Genomic DNA, 17,782 nt, shown 5'->3' on the forward strand with positions numbered 1-17,782 from the left:
AAGAGGATTGATACCAGTATGTTTTCATTAAACCAGTATCATAATAAATTAAATGGGGACTTATTTATGATACTTCAAGGGCAGGCAAAAAAATATTTTACTTTTTTCTTGCCCACAGAAAAAAACCGATGATTAAACTAAACATTCAGAAAATTACCGCTTATCAATGAGGCTTATGCTCGTCATCATCGGGTTTACTATCTTTCAACGTACGGGAGGGGTTATCCTGCTTACGCTCATATTCACCCTCGAAAGTATTACTATCTCGTCTAAACCCACCGCTATTATGAGGACGATAGAAATTGATATGTGACATCAGTTTCATCACTAATGTTTTTTGAACCGCTGGCAGTAACAACAGCAATCCAAGGAAATCCGTAAAAAAGCCGGGAAGGACTAACAGGAAACCCGACAGTAAAAGAGAAACGCTTTTTATCATTTCTGCGGCCGGACTCTCGCCGTTAACCAGCTTCTGCTGGATCTGGAGAAAATTCTTTATGCCCTGACTGCGTACCAAAGAGATACCGACACAAGAAGTAAACAACACCAGTAACAGAGTTAACAGCACGCCTAATTCGGAGGCAACGCGCACAAATAAGGTTGACTCAATGTAGACAAGCAAAAATATCAGGATAAATGGCAACCAACGCACTTGGTGCTCCTTCAATTGATTTGGATGAACGGGTTGTATCCTGAATAAATCATATCAACAAAATCCAAGGGACAACCAAATTAATGTTTTTTAGTTTATTAAAGATATAATTGGGGTCACAGTTATCGTTTTCAATCCTCTGAAAATTTTGCTAATTAAACACGCAATTGTGATAAATATCACATATATCAAATCAGACTAAACAAATACCACTATAAAGTGATCCAGATTCAATGCATTTATTGCTAACCAGCATATGATCACGTGGGCAATCCGGTGATAAAAAGTTCATATCATATCTATTGCTGTTGGCAACATAATGATTTAATGAACGCATAATTAGACAGTAAAAACGTCATCTAATAAGAAGGTTCTCATGTCAAACAACATTCGTATCGAAGAAGACCTGTTAGGTAAACGAGAAGTCCCTGCTGAAGCCTATTATGGTATTCACACCTTACGTGCGATTGAAAACTTCCATATCAGTAACAACACCATTAATGATGTACCCGAATTTATCCGTGGCATGGTGATGGTAAAAAAAGCCGCAGCCTTAGCTAACAAAGAACTGCAAACGATTCCTAAAAAGATTGCAGACATCATCATCAAAGCATGTGACGAAGTGCTCCATACCGGCAAATGCATGGATCAGTTTCCGGTCGATGTGTTTCAGGGCGGCGCCGGTACTTCACTCAACATGAATACCAATGAAGTTCTGGCAAACATTGGTCTGGAACTGTTAGGCCATAAAAAAGGCGAATATGAGTACCTGAATCCTAATGACCACTTGAATAAAAGCCAATCAACTAATGACGCCTACCCAACCGGTTTCCGTATTGCAGTTTATAACTCCATCCTGAAACTGATCGAATCTATTGAACTGTTAATTGCGGGCTTCGATAAAAAAGCGAGAGAATTCAGCGATATCCTAAAAATGGGTCGTACCCAGTTACAGGATGCTGTTCCTATGACGCTGGGGCAGGAATTCAACGCATTCTCTATCCTGCTGAAAGAGGAAGTTAAAAACCTAAACCGAACCTCTGAATTACTGCTGGAAGTTAACCTTGGCGCTACTGCTATCGGTACCGGCTTGAATACAGCACCAGGTTATCAGAAATTGGCGGTTGAAAAACTGGCTGAAGTTTCAGGTCTACCTTGCATACCAGCCGAAGATCTGATTGAAGCAACCTCTGACTGTGGGGCTTATGTTATGATCCACGGTGCTCTGAAGCGCCTGGCTGTCAAACTGTCTAAAATCTGCAATGACCTGCGTTTGCTCTCTTCTGGCCCTCGTGCCGGCCTGAATGAAATCAACCTACCAGAATTACAGGCAGGCTCTTCTATTATGCCGGCAAAAGTGAACCCGGTTATTCCAGAAGTTGTGAATCAGGTTTGCTTCAAAGTTATTGGTAACGATATTTGTGTTACTATGGCGTCCGAAGCAGGCCAGTTACAGCTCAATGTAATGGAACCTGCTATCGGTCAGGCCATGTTTGAATCTATCTCCCTGCTAAGCAACGCTTGCCGCAACCTGGTAGAAAAATGCGTTAATGGCATCACGGCTAACAAAGAAGTTTGCGAAAATTTCGTATTCAACTCGATCGGTATCGTGACATATCTGAACCCATTCATCGGTCACCACAATGGTGACATTGTTGGTAAAATTTGTGCTGAAACCGGTAAAAGTGTTCGTGAAGTCGTGCTGGAACGAGGCTTACTGACCGAAACTCAATTGGATGACATCTTCTCTGTAGAGAACCTAAAATGCCCATCTTACAAGGCAAAACGTTTTGACGATTAAGTTGTTGAATATAATAAAAAATAGCTCTTAGCAACAAGGCACGCAACTCCAACTGGATAGCGTGCCTTTTTACTTCCCTACATGCACAAAGTATTAACCTAAAATTTTCAAATTTTTAATTATTTCAAGGAGTCACTATTATGTTAGCCGTAGAATTGATTATCGTTCTGCTGGCCATCTTCCTGGGTGCAAGATTAGGGGGAATTGGCATTGGATTTGCCGGTGGTCTTGGCGTTCTGGTGCTGGCTGCAATTGGCGTTAAACCAGGGCATATCCCATTTGATGTTATTTCCATCATTATGGCAGTTATCGCTGCTATCTCTGCAATGCAAGTTGCCGGTGGTCTGGATTATTTGGTTCAGCAAACTGAAAAACTGCTGCGTAAAAATCCAAAATACATCACGATACTCGCACCTATCGTTACCTATTTCCTGACACTATTTGCAGGTACAGGTAACATCTCCCTGTCAGCACTGCCTGTTATTACTGAAGTTGCGAAAGAGCAAGGCATTAAGCCATGCCGCCCACTTTCCACAGCGGTTGTAGCGGCCCAAATTGGCATCACCGCCTCACCCATTTCTGCGGCGGTCGTTTATATGTCTTCTCTGATGGAAGGCCACGGCGTCAGCTATATCCATCTGTTAATGGTGCTATTACCATCCACTTTCGCCGCTATCATTCTGATGTCTTTCATCATCTCTTGGGCGTTCAATTCCAAGCTGTCTGATGATCCCGTTTACTTAAATCGTCTGGAAGACAATCTAGTAACTCTGCGTGGCAGCAAACAAATTGAAGTTAAACCAAAGGCTAAAGCTTCCGTTCTGTTATTCCTGTCAGGAGTTATCGGTGTTGTTATTTACGCTATCGTCAATAGCCCAAGCATCGGTCTGGTTGAAGAACCCCTGATGAACACCACTCACGCCATTCTGATCATTATGTTGAGTATCGCAACTATCACGACGACGTTCTGTTCAGTTGATACTGACGCTATTCTGAACTCCAGTACCTTTAAAGCGGGTATGAGCGCATGTATCTGTATTCTAGGTGTTGCATGGCTAGGCGATACTTTTGTACAGGCGAACATGGATTGGATTAAAGGCACTGCCGGAGACTTAATTCACTCTCAACCTTGGTTGCTAGCGATTATTTTCTTCTTCTGTTCCGCTCTACTCTATTCTCAGGCGGCAACCGCAAAAGCATTGATGCCGATGGCTTTGGCTCTGAACGTCACACCATTGACAGCCATCGCCTCTTTCTCGGCGGTTTCTGGGTTGTTTATATTGCCCACTTATCCAACCTTGGTTGCCGCGGTTCAGATGGATGACACCGGCACTACCCGTATCGGCCGTTTTGTATTTAATCATCCATTCTTTATCCCTGGCACCATTGGGGTTGCTCTGGCTGTTGCCTTCGGTTTCCTATTCGGCAGTATGATCCTCTAATTCCGGCTGCCAATAACCACTTAATCCGGGGGCGTATACCGCCCCTGACTCCCCTCTCCCAAACGATCTATTTTCTCTGAAAACCTTCGATGACTGCTCTAATCTTAACCAGAGCACTTTCTGGTCTGACAGCCTTAGGTTATAGTGCTGAATCTATTTCATTTAATTAGCGATCATTATCTTTATGATTAAACGTACTCTGATGCTATTTTTGCTGCTTTGCAGCACCCTCTTTACCCCAATAGCAGCGAACGCGCTGTTTGAGCAACCGGGGCAAAATCCATATTTGCCAGTAGATCAGGCATTCATGTTTGATTTTCAGCAAAAAGGCGACAAATTGACGTTGGACTGGCAGATCAAACCGGGGTATTACCTTTATCGCAAACAACTTCATATTGAGCCGCAACAGGCCACACTGGGTAAAATCACGTTGCCACAAGGTACAGCTCATCGAGATGAGTTCTTTGGTGAAACTGAAGTTTATTTCCAACAACTCATCGTCAATGTTCCTGTTACAGAGGCGAACAACAATTCTAATATCGTTGTCACTTATCAAGGCTGTGCCGCCGCAGGATATTGCTATCCACCTGAAACCCGCCTTGTGCCATTGAGTGCAGTTATCCCAGCAAAAACAACTGACGCAACACCTACTGAACCTGTTCAGAAAACACCAGAAAGCGCATCCAATGATCAACAATATTTACCTTTCTCACCACTCTGGGCAATCCTGATTGGCATCGGTATCGCCTTTACACCTTGCGTACTACCGATGTACCCATTGATTTCCAGCATTATTCTTGGCAGCCAACACCCTAAGAACCTAAAACAGATATTTTGGTTAGCGCTAAGCTATGTTCAAGGCATGGCGATCACCTACACATTACTTGGATTGGTTGTAGCGGCTGCGGGTCTACAATTTCAAGCCGCACTGCAACATCCGTATGTACTGATTGGCTTATCCGTATTGTTTATTCTGCTAGCACTATCAATGTTCGGCCTCTATTCTCTGCAACTGCCTTCCACTGTTCAGACACGCTTAGTCAACTGGAGCAACCAGCAAAAAAGCGGTTCACTTCTCGGTGTATTCGCTATGGGGGCGTTAGCGGGATTAATTTGCTCCCCTTGTACTACCGCGCCTTTAAGCGCTATTTTGCTCTACATTGCTCAAAGTGGTAATACTGTGGCAGGTGGCCTAACCCTTTATCTTTACGCTTTGGGAATGGGATTACCGCTCATTGCCGTCACCCTATTTGGTCATAAACTCCTGCCACGCAGTGGGCCTTGGATGCAGTATGTTAAAGAAGCTTTTGGCTTCATTATCCTCGCGCTACCCGTTTTCCTGCTGGAAAGAGTTATCGGTGATAGCTGGGGAATACGATTATGGAGCCTGCTGGCCGTCAGTTTCCTAGGATGGGGATTTGCTCTGACGATTAGAAGCCAAAACGGTTGGGTACGAGTCATACAACTGATATTGTTAATTCTGATGCTGATAGCTACCCGTCCATTGCAGGATTGGTTTTGGGGTACAACAGTTACACAACAGTCGCAACACAGCCTCAACTTCCGTCAGATAAATAACTGGCAGGAATTAGAACAAATAATGACACAAAACAGCCATAAAACCATTATGCTTGATTTCTATGCTGACTGGTGTACCGCTTGTAAAGAATTTGAAAAATATACATTCAGCGATCCACAAGTTCAGTCACAACTGCGGGATACCTTACTGTTACAGGCCAATGTCACCAATAACAGCCCACAACAGAAACAGCTTTTAGAAAAACTGAACGTTCGGGGATTACCGACCATTCTGTTTTTTGATTCCCAGGGAAAAGAGATCCCTGATTCACGGGTAAATGGTTTTATGGATGCAACCCGCTTTAACGAGCACTTGCAACATCTGCCAAAATGATTCAGAAGGAGAACACCGTGCAACGAGAACAAGTTCTTAGTCATGCCTTAAACTTACTGGAGCAACATGGCTTATCCATCACAACTGAGATACTTTTTGGCTCGCTTAACATGGATATCGAATATCTCAAACAATTCTGGCCTGATCGGGAAGCTCTACTTTATGACTGTCTACGTTATCACGGCCAACAAATTGAAGTCTGGCAGCGACAGATATTACTGGATGAAAATCTGACGCCAGAACAGAAACTACTAGCTCGTTATGCCGCCCTTGATGAAAAAGTAAAAGAGAAACGCTATCCAGGTTGCCTATTTATCGCGGCCTGTAGCGCATTCCCTGAACCTAACCATCCCATTCATCAATTAGCTGAATTACAAAAACAGAGTTCTTCCCGTTACACCACCGGGCTACTACATCAACTAGATATTGAAGATTGCGAACTCGTTGCTAAACAGATGGAACTGATTCTGGAAGGTTGCCTGAGTAAGCTACTGATCAAACGGGATATTGCTGATATCGCTACGGCAAAACTGCTGGCAGAAGATGTTTTAGCTATTGCCTTATGCCGCAAAAATGGCGCATTAAGTTAACAAAAATCAGCCTAAGATGAACAACCACACAAATTCCGGGCAAAAAGAGAGCAAACAATCAGCTTTTATCATTTTTTATCAGAAAGGCATTGACGACTTAGGCTGAATACGGTTTAATGCGCCCCGTTGCCCGGATAGCTCAGTCGGTAGAGCAGAGGATTGAAAATCCTCGTGTCGGTGGTTCGATTCCGCCTCCGGGCACCAAAGTTTAGTTTCATGGCGCTCCTATACGTCCTGAAACGTTAAAAAATCAGTAAGTTGCAAAGAGCCTGGAGCATCAATAGATACTGCTAGGTTTTTTGACATTCAGAGTTTTTGGGGCTTAATTGGGGGCCTGTTGGTTCGATAAACTCTGGAGCCCCCGCCATGCGACTCACCGATACCGCCATCCGTAACGCCAAGCCGCTCGATAAACCCTACAAACTCAGCGATGCGCAGGGTCTGTACCTGCTGATTAAACCCAACGGTTCTAAACTCTGGCAACTCAAGTACCGCTTTGGCGGCAAGGAGAAGAAGCTGGCGTTTGGCGCTTACCCGACCGTTACGCTGGCGAATGCGCGTAAGCTGCGTGAAGAAGCTCGCGCCGTACTCAGCGCGGGCGACAATCCGGGGGTGAAAAAGCAGCAGGAGAAGCAGGCGAAGAAAAGCGGTAATACCTTTGAAGAGGTCGCCCGTAAGTGGCTGGCGGGAAATATCCGCTGGACGGAGCATCACACGGCGAAGATCCTGCGCTCGCTGGAGCTGCGTCAAACAGGCATTGATCCTGCCGCAGAGCGCCATTTTTAACGCTATATCTTTACTTTCAATCAGGGTTTCGGCGAAGTTTTCGCAGTGATCGGCAAGGACGGTGAAGTCCGTGGCGGCATTGAAGGGAATAGCAAGTAACGGGTGTGTTTGAGTAGGGATCGTAGCCATAGTGGCAGCCTCCAGTAAGTGATTAATTGAACCACCACCGAAGAGACCAATTTTGAGGTGGTGGAACCGGACAGAGTTGGTCTTACCGGCCTTACTGGACACCGGCGCGTCTTGCGACGCCTCCGCCCGGCCCACCATTGAGATGTAGCCGGATGAACGACATAAAAAAGACGCAAAGCGCGTCATATGTCGCCAGTAAGGAATATCTTCAGGAGACCAATCCCGGCACCTGAATTTGCACCGCGATTAGCAGTTAACAGCAAGTGAGGTTATGAAAGGCTTATCGCAAAAATAACTCTCTCTTACCTGCAAAACTAATCATTCGTCTTTCGCATCAAACAAAAGACTAAAGTTTCATTTTTTCCATTTTATTCAATGAATAATCGGGAATATAATCCAGAAAACACACTCTAAGGATCTCAATATGAGGATCACCGCTACCCAAATTGAACAGTGGGCGGACACAAGAGACGCTCAGGGAATGTTGCCCATTTTGATCCGGCGATTAATTAGCGCGACCACAACAATAACAGCATTGAGCATGCCCGGCGGTGATTCTGTTTCAAGCAGCGGCTGGGATGGTATTGTCCAGGCTGACAAAGGCAACATCTGGGTTCCTGATGGTGCCTCTTTCTGGGAAATGGGCTGTTCCTCCGACATCATTACTAAAGCCCGCTCAGATTTTCGGAAAAGAAATCAACAAATTTCACCACAGGAAGCAGCTCAAAGTCGCTTTGTTTTCGTATCACCACGCCGGTGGTCCAAAAAAGATAGCTGGCTCAAAGAAGCACAGGCTGAAAACATCTGGTCCGGCGTTTATGCTCTTGATGCTGACGATCTGGAGGCGTGGCTGGAAAACACTCCGGCTGTAGCTCTCTGGTTCAGTGAAATAACAGGCCATACTGGTGCAGGCATTGAATCCATTTCCCATTTCTGGGAACGATGGTGCAATCAGTCACAATTTCCGTTAACAAAAGACACCTTACTGGCTGGCAGGGAAGAGGAAAAAAACACACTGAACGACTTTCTATCAGATAAAAAAGAACAAATTATTATCCGGGCAGACAGTCAGGAAGAAGGTATCGCTTTTGCCTGTGCCAGCTTAATAGAGATGGGACATGAAAATATATCAGCCTGCATAACTACTGATGATGGATGGCACTTTATTGATAAAAATCCCTCAATTCAATTTTGTCTGGCAATGAACAGTGATATTTCCAGACAAAGCCGACACCAGCCTGAACGAACTATTTTTATTCCCTTTTCCCTGGGCGATCACAATACTACGAACAATAAGCGAAGTGATACCATTACATTGGAACGTCTTACTCGAAGCGATTTTGAAGAGAAGCTCATTGCTTTAGGAGAGGAGGAATCCGATGCAAGGCGGTTATCGCAAACAACCGGACGATCCTGGTCGGTTTATCGACGTCTTAGGGCCAAAAACCCGGCAATATCATCTCCCGTATGGCTGACCACATCGCCAGCAAAAGCGCTAATCACGCTGACTCTGGTAGGATGCTGGAATACCAAAAAGGAAGGCGATAAATATTGCGTTGAAACTATTGCGCAAAAAGATTACGAAGAACTGGAACAGGAACTATGCGAAATATCTCTTCGGGATGACTCTCCGGTATTACAGATTGGTGATGTATGGAAAGCAAAATCTCCCATTGAGCTATTGTATCAACTAGCCCCTCGACTGACAGAAAGTCAGCTTGAACGTTTCTTCTTGGTTGTAAAACAAACGCTACTTAAACCCGATCCTGCCCTGGAGCTTAAAAACGAAGATCGCTGGATGGCGGCTATCTATGGAAAAGTTCGTTCAGAATCAGATTTTATTCTGAAATCAATCGCTGACTCACTGGTAAAGCTCAGAATCTACGCTGAAAGCAGTGAAGGGATTAATTCAGATTTCATCATTGCCGCCATCGACAATCTGGTTAGAGATCTGTTGATGGATGCCGATGGTGAGAGATGGCTGTCATTAACAGACGTATTATGTCCGTTAGCTGAAGCATCACCAGAGGTGTTCTTAAAATCCATAGAAACAAGTTTGCAATCAACAGAGGTTTCCGTTACTCGTCTACTAACAGAAACGAGCGAAAGCACAGGCTTTGGTATGCGTTGTTGGCATGCTGACTTATTGCATGCGCTGGAAATCCTAGCCTGGAATCCAAGGCGATTACTTAGAATCAGTCTTATTCTTGCAACGCTATCATCATTAAGAATTCAGGGAAACTGGACCAATACACCGGAAAATACCCTAAAATCGTTGCTCAGACCCTACTGGCCACAAACAATGGCTACTGATGAACAAAGACTCGTCGTACTTGATATGCTTATCAAAAAGCACGATAGCATTGTCTGGCGTTTTCTCTATGAACAAACTGATCCTATGGGCGGTGTTTATATGGGAAATGCCAGACCAAAATGGCGGGATGATGATGCTGGCAGTGCACAAATGAGAGGAACTTTTCTTTATGAATATTATTCTGCACTTAGTGAGCGAATTCTGGTTCTGGCAGAAAAAAATGTCGAAAGAATAGCAGCGCTTATTAAGCGAATAGACCATTTTGAAGGAACCTACCAAGAAAGACTTATTGCATTAATTAAACGCGCAATTTCTTTTTCTGATGGAGACAAGGAGATCATCAGAGAAGCACTATATCACTATCTGAGTTGGCATAACTCGTATAACAAAGATGGAGATAAAAAAAGCAGAACTGTTGCAGAAGACCTCATGTCATTCGTCGGTTTATTAACACCTAAAGATATTATTCTTGATAAACGCCGACTTTTCACATCTCAATACCCTGCATTACCTGAAGGAAATGAAATAGATCGCATAATACATAGTGAAAAAATAATAAAAATGCGAACCAATGCAATAGAAGAGATATATTTCCACCAAGGATTGGATGGAATATCGTCTTTACTTTCATTAGCACAATCACCGTCTGTAATAGGTGAGTCTCTGGCTACCTGTAACTTAAATTTGATAGATTCATTCACATGGATTATTGAAAAATTCAAAGGTAATGGTTTCCCATTTCATGATCAATTGATAAGTTCATTTTATGCCTGGCTGCCTGAAGAAAAGAAACTTATCCTGTTAAATTCTCAAGAATTTAAAAATGAGATGAATAGTGATGACAAAATTGCCGCATTCCACTCAATACTCCCACCCAATATGGCTACATGGCACAACCTCTCAAGTTACCCTGAAAGCGCCCAAATGCTGTACTGGAAGGGAATCAATTATCCACACATCTGGAGTGATAATGCTGATGAAATTGATTACTTCATCGGAAAAATGATGTTCGCTGACAGATATATATCAACATTTAATCTCGTAAAACATCGTATAGAGAAAGTTTCCTGGCAAAACCTATTGAAACTGTTAAATGGATTCAGAACTACCACTGAAAAAGATGTACCAATACCAGATGGCTGGTATCTATCCAGAGCTATTGAATATCTTGAATCATCAGGCCAGGTCTCTCGTTTAGATTTATCCTTACTGGAATTCTTCTTTTTCTCAGCATTCAGGAATTGTGAAAAAGGAGCAAAAAACCTTTACACGGAATTACTTTCCAATCCACCACTCTTTGTGCAATTAATATGTCTTGCTTATAAACCAGAATCTAAGAAAGAGTATAAACAGGATGAATCCTTAATGGCTGCGGCACAACAAGCTGGCAGAGTTCTGGATCAAGGGAAAGGAATCCCCGGTCAGAGACCAGATGATAATATTGATGAAGTCGTATTTAGTAACTGGATTGAGGAAGTCAGGAAATTGGCGGCAGAAAATGACAGAAGCAATACTACTGATTACATAATCGGTAAATGGCTATCCCGCTCAAAACATCTAAATAACGCACCATGGTCCAGCATAATAATCAGAGATTTGCTGGAAGAAACAGAACGAGATGAGATCAGAGAAGGATTCTATTATGGCACTATCAATAGCCGTGGTACAACAGTAAGAGCTTATTATGAAGGCGGTGATAAAGAACGAAAACTAGTTGACCAGTACAAAGAAATAGCTAACCAGTTATATTTCACTCATCCCAAATTGGCGTGTGTCTTTGATGACCTTGCTTCACATTATGATTTTGATGCTGTAAATCAAGATCGGCATGCAAAATTAAGACTTGAAGGATATTAAATACAACACATTACATACACTTAGTTCTCAAAAGGATTTAAAAATGGGAAAGAACAGCAAGTCAAAACGAGATTCAAAAAAGAAAAAAAACAATAATAAGTCCAAAGATAAATTCCCGAACAGGGGGATAAGAAACTATAAGGACATTATGCCACAAATAAAAGAAAAATTAACATCTGTTTATACAGAATACAACCTCGCAGAACTTTTTCTCGCATTAAGTATTTCCGAATTATGGCTACCCAATATTTCGTCACCTGTAAAACACACTATCGCTTTCAACACCTTGCTTTCCATGGACGTCAGTACATTTAACAACCAAAAGGAACTTAAAACATACCAACAAGCAAGCGAATTTTTTAGCATTATTTACAATATATTACCTGATATTCCTCAAATGGAAGATTTTATCCCTGAACAAGACTGGGGACAAATAAGAATACCGTGGGGAGATAGTATTTATAAAATTTTTTATGGTAGCTCAGTCGAACGCTTATATGATTATATTAAAGCTTTTGAAATTAGATACGCAGAATATCCAATTATTCTTAAGCAAATGGAAAATGTTCTTATTTTACAGAACCAGTTTTTATCAGGCATAAATCCAGTTGATACACTCTCAGAACAAGAGTTCTCACCCGGTCATGTCGAAATCCCTCCAGAAACGTTCTGGAAAACCTGCCATCAGGCTTTAACGGATGCCAGTCATGCGTTTGAGGAAATAATAAATCAGACAGAAAATATATTTATTAAAAAACCAGGGGAATTTAAAAGCATTAACTCCACCACTGAATTATCAAATATAATAATGGAAGGCATAGCGCTCCCTGCTATTGGTATCAATATTGGTGATCGTGTTTATCCATTGTCATTCAGGAATATGGCAAATGTAATTATTGAGCACTATGCTTCCCAGAAAATGGATATCGATTGTTCAGATGCAATTTCAAATTTCATATCCCAGCGTTTTGAAAACATTATTGAGGGACCATTTCTGCTTCTGAATCAAAAAAAGATCCTACCTTATAAATTCGCTGGGATACTACAGGGAAATGATAAGTATTATTTATTTGTACCTTTTGATATTAATCCAATAAACAAACTAAAAAAGATAGAAGAAGATGTTTTCGAACTTTTTAGCCAAGGAAAATGGGCTTTATCACCGATTTCATCATCACAACTATTAGGTATTCGAAATGGCTCAGGAAAGCAACTTGCAATTGATGATATTGAGTTTATTTTCATAAGCTCTAATCTTACTACTGCTATGCTTCCTTTTAAGCCACCGCAACTAAAATATAGTTATCATATTCTTTTCTTGACAGAATTTATTGCATTATTTGACTCGATAGATAACCTAAGTGAATTGTCATCACTTTTTTCATATCTAGAGCAATATAAATCCAAAATAAATCCGTTTTTTATTTCTGTAATAGATAAATTTGCATCACTTAAAGGAACTCATTCTGTATTAGAAGATGGTGCTATTAATTTCGACATGATTATTCTTGATCCTCATTGGAGATCTCACTGGAGATATGAAGAACTGGAAAAATACTGGTCACAGGTCCCTTCAAATTTTCCTGATGTCAATGTAAAATGGAATATCAGTAATACTTACCAAGGAAATATTTCATTAATATCAAAAAGTCATTTCTATGTATGCTGGTGCACAAAAATAAATAACTGCACAATGCATTTTTGTGCCGATCGCAAACCACTACTAAATGAAGATCATCTTAACGGTCAGCTTCTGACATTATTTTTAGAATGCACTTGTGATGCGCTATCGCAACGAAAAGATATTTTAGAGAATATATCATTCCAAAATATAATAAGATTATAGGTTAGGAATAAACCCTTCTTCCCGCAGAACCTTAATCACCCCACGAATCAGATATGAGTTAGAAAACTTCGCCGTATAGGTACGAGCCCCCTCTTCTACTGGCTGAAGCAGTCCCCGTTCAATCAGCTTACCAAGCTGATAAGTCACCTGCGTCGGTTTAAGCTCAGGCAAAACGGCGCGTAGATCGCCCGCTTTTATCGTCCCCAGCTCAACAACGCGTTTCAGAACCTTCGATTCCAGCGGGTTTATCAGCCCTCTCTCCGATGAGAAATCGATGGCCGGATACAGGATCTTTTCGCTCAGGAAAGCGTGGTTTGTCAGTTGATCGACTTTCTTCAGCTCAGAGGAGATCCCCGAAAGCACATATAAGCACCATTCTTCCAGCCCCTGCTCTGTTCCCTTATCAGCTAACGAAAGCATGGCGTAATAGCGTTCACGATCATTGCAGAATACCGCTGTCGGATTGAGAACCCGCCCACCAGCCTGAACATTAAAACCATACTTGATAAGCAATGCATAGGTCAGCAATCTGACCGTTCTGCCATTACCGTTGCCAAATGGATGTATCCAGCCAAAGCGGTGGTGCACCAGTGCAATCTTCATCAGATCGTACTTTGGCTTATCGGCACGATTAATAAAGGCGGTCAGTTCCGCCATATAATCAGGAACGCGGATGTGGTCCGGCGGTAAATGGTCAGACAGAGCGATGCTGACGTTATGTTGCCGATATGCTCCGGGCGTTCTGTCGCCTTCCTGTTGCAGCCCGGCTACCGCCAGACTATGCAACTCGCGGATAAAATATTCTGTTATGTCATCGCCGTTGCTCAGGTATTCGTCGATGTACTCCATCGCGGCTTCAATATTGTTGATTTCTTTGAGTTGGTCCGTCGAACTCTGCGTTCCTTCAACCTTGCTTTCAACATAGTCGGCAAGCGTGGTATGGTTTCCCTCAATCCTTGCGGAGCCAAGACTCTCCAGCATGTGGAAAACGGCCTTCAACTGCGCAAACAGGATAGGGTGAACATCAGTTTCCAGCCGCAGGTGCCGGAGTAACTCCAGTTCCGTCAGCGCATCGACCAAAGGGGAGTCAAAGCTGGGGTTCAGAAGCGAGAGTTCAAAGTGATTAAATTGAACCATGATGTTTAGTTATCTCAACTGGTGAATAAAAACATCTCAAAAGTATAGCAAAAATAGTAATAGAATCTATATCTTAGAAAGAACACTGTTTTTGATTATCTCAAAAACCGTTGTTCCAACATATCAAATGTAAGTTTGAAAGATGTTCAATGAGAAGGGGGATGGGGCTTTGATTGCATAATGCAGTATGGATTTTTTAGCGCCGCTATGTGTGGAGGTCTGGTCGTTATATGTGGACCTGACTCCACACATAACGAAGCCCCACTATCTTAAATACCAATTTTTCTTGATAACCATCACAAAACAAAAGCGATTTTTTGTGGGGGCCTTCGTGGGGACGCTGTTTGAGAGATGAGAAAACTCAACCGGCGGCCGAAACAAGAACCCGAATGTATAACTGTAGTTAGTTTAGCTTTTCAGTACTTCGATATTGAATTGAATACAAGGGTTATGATGTAGGATACATAAGAAGTTATGTGTCTTTTTTCTGCTTGAACGCAATACTTACAAATCCTATTGCAACTGCCAGGCCAATCCAAAATAAATCAATAAATTAACACGATGTTGGGTTCAACAAACCAGCTTTGTGTTTGATGATAGGGTCGTCAATCTCCCTCGGCAATCACACTAATACACATAATGTGACATCTATATTATTAACCACTTTTCATTCCTATTTTAGTTTATATTGTTTGTTTCTTACTGATTTCTTTATTACCTCTATTACCAGTTATATAAATAATGCTACCGACCAAGGAAACAACGGTGATAATAGATGCCACTTTAATCGGTTCATGGTGAGATATATAACCAATAAGCAATGATGCCAATCCCGCACTACCTAATTGCAATGTTCCCATTACGCCGGAAGCTGTCCCAGCCGCTTGAGAATAAGTGGCAATTGCCGATGCAGTACCTAGTGGCAGCAAAAAACCATTACCGAAAGTCAATATTGATATTGTTAGCACAGAAGTTATCAATGGGTAGGGACTAAAAAACATTTGTATCGTGAAAGCAATACCGCCAACAGCAAAGATGAGATAACCATGAAAAATCGTCTTTCTCATGCCCTGCTGGCGACTTACATTTCTTAGCCGTAAGATTACCCAACACATAACTCAAAGAGAGCATTATATAGGTATAACCAACATATCTTTCTGGTAATCCCATAGCGGTAAGAATAAATGGAGATTCAATCAAATAAGAAAAATATGCTGTATAAGCGAAGCAAGGTATTGCTGCATAGTAAAGAAACTTTTTATTTATTATCACTTGGTAAGTACTAACTAATACATTTTTAACACTCAATTTTTGGCGTTTTTCTATTGGCAGTGACTCTTCCAGAACTAGCAAGCACAATATAAGCGCAGCTGTTATAAATAAAGTAAGAAATAAAAAACAGGCTTTCCAACCATAATATTCACTTAACATACCTCCGATCATGGGTGCGACAGCGGGTGACATTCCCACAAAAGGGAAAATAATCAGATACAAATTGGCTGCCTCTTCTTTCCCCATCAAATCACTAATAATGGCACGACTTAATGTAATACCCGCACAAGCGCCTATTCCCTGGAATAAACGCAATAATAGTAATTCACTAATATGCGTACTGTAAAAAATACCGATTGTTGAAATCAGCCATATAATCATTCCAGAAATAAGAACCGCTTTTCTTCCTAAGCAATCACTTAATGGCCCATAAATAAGTTGAGAAAAGGCTATACCAAATAGAAATATAGCTATTGCACTTTGTATACTAGATTCGCTGACGTGATAATAGTTCCCCATTTTACTCAAAGCGGGTAAGAATATATCCGATGAAACCAGCCCACCCATAGAAAGAAAAGCCATTAAAACGATAAATAATAAAGATGAAGATTTATTGTTCATGGACTATTAACCACTCAATATAATAAATACTATCCCAGAATAAATTCCATATAAAATAAAAACCCGCGCCAGTTAAATTTTCATTAAATTCACACGATCACTTATTTAATGAAAAATTAATGCTTTTCATGTAAAAAACAATAAATTACTTTGCATACCACTTTGTGCCGCAAGAATTAATCGCTCTTCATAACAACATAAAAGTCGAATCTCATCGACTCTTTAGATTAATAATTCCCACTCTATAAATAAGTCCTCCAAATAATCAGATACTTTCACACAACTTCTTTAATAATCAACTTTTACAAAAATAAACTTATGTAAATATCAGTTATAAAAATAGTAACATCAATATCACTTTCAGCAAACAAAAAAATATAGAATTTAAATTCAAAAATGAATAAAAAAAACACAAAACACAACATATAATGCTAAAAACAAAGCCATTATTATTTGAACAATGATATATTTTTTTTAAACTCACAAACGAGTAATACCAGATCACATTTCCTCGCTATTGTTAAGACACGAAAACTGAGGGGGTACACATGGTGATTTCCGGTAGTTGTCACTGTAAGAATATTGAATTTACGTTTAATTGGGAGCCTGAACCTCTGGAGATTCCGGCACGAACATATACTTGCTCTTTTTGTACCAAGCACAATGCAGTCTGGACATCATTCCCGGCAGGGCAGCTTCGGCTGAGTATCAGAGAACAAAAGCTGCTACATAGATACTCTTTTGAAACCGGTACAGCACAGTTTCACATCTGTAGCCAGTGTGGAGTAGTGCCTGTTGTCATCAGTCAGATTAACGGTCACGATTATGCCGTCGTTAACGTCCGATTACCTATGAACCCCATCCATCAAATGTTGGGACTAAACACCAGTCACTGTGACACCATTGGATCACATGTTGTTGTTTTTGCTCCGGGGTATATCGGCTACGGCTCATGGTGTCAGTCTCCAAATGAAAATAAGGAAGTAGTAGCGTGCATGGACCGGAAGAAAAAGACAAGGTGAATTCACCGGAGCCTTACCGGTTTTTATCGACACTTAAGTGATTATTCTCCACAACAAAAAAATCCCAGCTCAACAGCTGGGATCGTTCTTATCGGGTAACTAACGAATATCAAATAACCAAAGCACAAAGCCGACTAGAAATCCAGATGTACTGACTTTCAAGTACATACTAATGTTGCTACTAATGAAGTGGAAAATTTCTTTTCCACCTCCAACCCAATAGCCAAGTGTTGCAGCTAGTATGCACATAAAAAATATGAAGAGAAAAAAAGAGCAAGATAAATACAACAAAGCTAATATAGACTTATTTTTTTTCATCTTGTTGCGCCTTATCGAGGGCGTTCAGAATTCTGTGTCACGTTAATTTAGCGGTTACAACGTTATCACATTATCCAAACGCC

General features: G+C 41.4%; 11 protein-coding genes, 1 tRNA gene and 2 pseudogenes. 9 read left to right on the plus strand and 5 right to left on the minus strand.

Going from position 1 to position 17,782, the window contains the following annotated elements:
• Window positions 1–163 precede the first annotated feature (163 nt).
• On the minus strand, window positions 164–652 hold the full coding sequence (locus BA1DRAFT_RS03380) for an FxsA family protein (protein WP_036776069.1): 489 nt from the start codon (window positions 650–652) through the stop codon (window positions 164–166).
• 376 nt (window positions 653–1,028) lie between these two features.
• Here BA1DRAFT_RS03380 and aspA point away from each other — a divergent pair, with 376 nt between their 5' ends.
• The 6 genes and pseudogenes from aspA to BA1DRAFT_RS03410 all read left to right on the plus strand — a co-directional run.
• Window positions 1,029–2,453, plus strand: a complete 1,425-nt coding sequence (gene aspA, locus BA1DRAFT_RS03385) for an aspartate ammonia-lyase (RefSeq protein WP_036776070.1) — start codon at window positions 1,029–1,031, stop codon at window positions 2,451–2,453.
• Window positions 2,454–2,593: 140 nt separating this feature from the next.
• Window positions 2,594–3,895: an anaerobic C4-dicarboxylate transporter gene (locus BA1DRAFT_RS03390; RefSeq protein WP_036776071.1), complete on the plus strand. Its 1,302-nt coding sequence runs from the start codon at window positions 2,594–2,596 to the stop codon at window positions 3,893–3,895.
• A 184-nt stretch (window positions 3,896–4,079) separates the two neighbouring features.
• Window positions 4,080–5,807 (plus strand): protein-disulfide reductase DsbD, encoded by a 1,728-nt coding sequence (locus BA1DRAFT_RS03395; RefSeq protein ID WP_036776073.1) that lies wholly within the window; start codon window positions 4,080–4,082, stop codon window positions 5,805–5,807.
• Window positions 5,808–5,824: 17 nt separating this feature from the next.
• Window positions 5,825–6,397 carry a division control transcriptional repressor DicD gene (gene dicD, locus BA1DRAFT_RS03400; RefSeq protein WP_036776074.1) on the plus strand — a complete coding sequence of 191 codons (573 nt, stop codon included), beginning with the start codon at window positions 5,825–5,827 and terminating at the stop codon, window positions 6,395–6,397.
• A 128-nt stretch (window positions 6,398–6,525) separates the two neighbouring features.
• Window positions 6,526–6,601: transfer RNA gene (locus tag BA1DRAFT_RS03405), tRNA-Phe, on the plus strand.
• A gap of 162 nt (window positions 6,602–6,763) precedes the next feature.
• Window positions 6,764–7,141 (plus strand): annotated as a pseudogene (locus tag BA1DRAFT_RS03410) (Arm DNA-binding domain-containing protein); the annotation flags it as partial.
• On the opposite strand, the pseudogene BA1DRAFT_RS24325 reads toward BA1DRAFT_RS03410, so the two are convergent.
• Window positions 7,133–7,498, minus strand: a pseudogene (locus BA1DRAFT_RS24325) (ash family protein); the annotation flags it as partial. The pseudogenes BA1DRAFT_RS03410 and BA1DRAFT_RS24325 overlap by 9 nt on opposite strands.
• Before the next feature lie 238 nt (window positions 7,499–7,736).
• On the opposite strand from BA1DRAFT_RS24325, the gene BA1DRAFT_RS03415 reads away from it, so the two are divergent.
• Entirely contained in the window at window positions 7,737–11,483 is a 3,747-nt protein-coding gene (locus BA1DRAFT_RS03415) for a hypothetical protein (RefSeq protein ID WP_036776076.1), read from the plus strand.
• Between the two features lie 43 nt (window positions 11,484–11,526).
• Window positions 11,527–13,329, plus strand: a complete 1,803-nt coding sequence (locus BA1DRAFT_RS03420) for a hypothetical protein (RefSeq protein ID WP_036776087.1) — start codon at window positions 11,527–11,529, stop codon at window positions 13,327–13,329.
• Here the strand turns inward: BA1DRAFT_RS03420 and BA1DRAFT_RS03425 are convergent.
• The 3 genes from BA1DRAFT_RS03425 to BA1DRAFT_RS03430 form a co-directional block, all read right to left on the minus strand.
• On the minus strand, window positions 13,324–14,466 hold the full coding sequence (locus BA1DRAFT_RS03425) for a Fic family protein (protein ID WP_036776078.1): 1,143 nt from the start codon (window positions 14,464–14,466) through the stop codon (window positions 13,324–13,326). The genes BA1DRAFT_RS03420 and BA1DRAFT_RS03425 overlap by 6 nt on opposite strands.
• 683 nt (window positions 14,467–15,149) lie before the next feature.
• Window positions 15,150–15,434, minus strand: coding sequence for an MFS transporter (locus BA1DRAFT_RS23875; RefSeq protein WP_235200957.1), 285 nt, complete (start codon window positions 15,432–15,434; stop codon window positions 15,150–15,152).
• 22 nt (window positions 15,435–15,456) lie between these two features.
• Window positions 15,457–16,359 (minus strand): MFS transporter, encoded by a 903-nt coding sequence (locus BA1DRAFT_RS03430; RefSeq protein WP_235200958.1) that lies wholly within the window; start codon window positions 16,357–16,359, stop codon window positions 15,457–15,459.
• 548 nt (window positions 16,360–16,907) lie between these two features.
• Here BA1DRAFT_RS03430 and BA1DRAFT_RS23425 point away from each other — a divergent pair.
• Complete coding sequence (locus BA1DRAFT_RS23425; protein ID WP_051560633.1) at window positions 16,908–17,381, plus strand: GFA family protein; 474 nt, start codon at window positions 16,908–16,910, stop codon at window positions 17,379–17,381.
• The last annotated feature ends 401 nt before the right edge of the window (window positions 17,382–17,782 follow it).

This window comes from Photorhabdus aegyptia (genome assembly GCF_000612035.1).
GTDB lineage: Bacteria > Pseudomonadota > Gammaproteobacteria > Enterobacterales > Enterobacteriaceae > Photorhabdus > Photorhabdus akhurstii.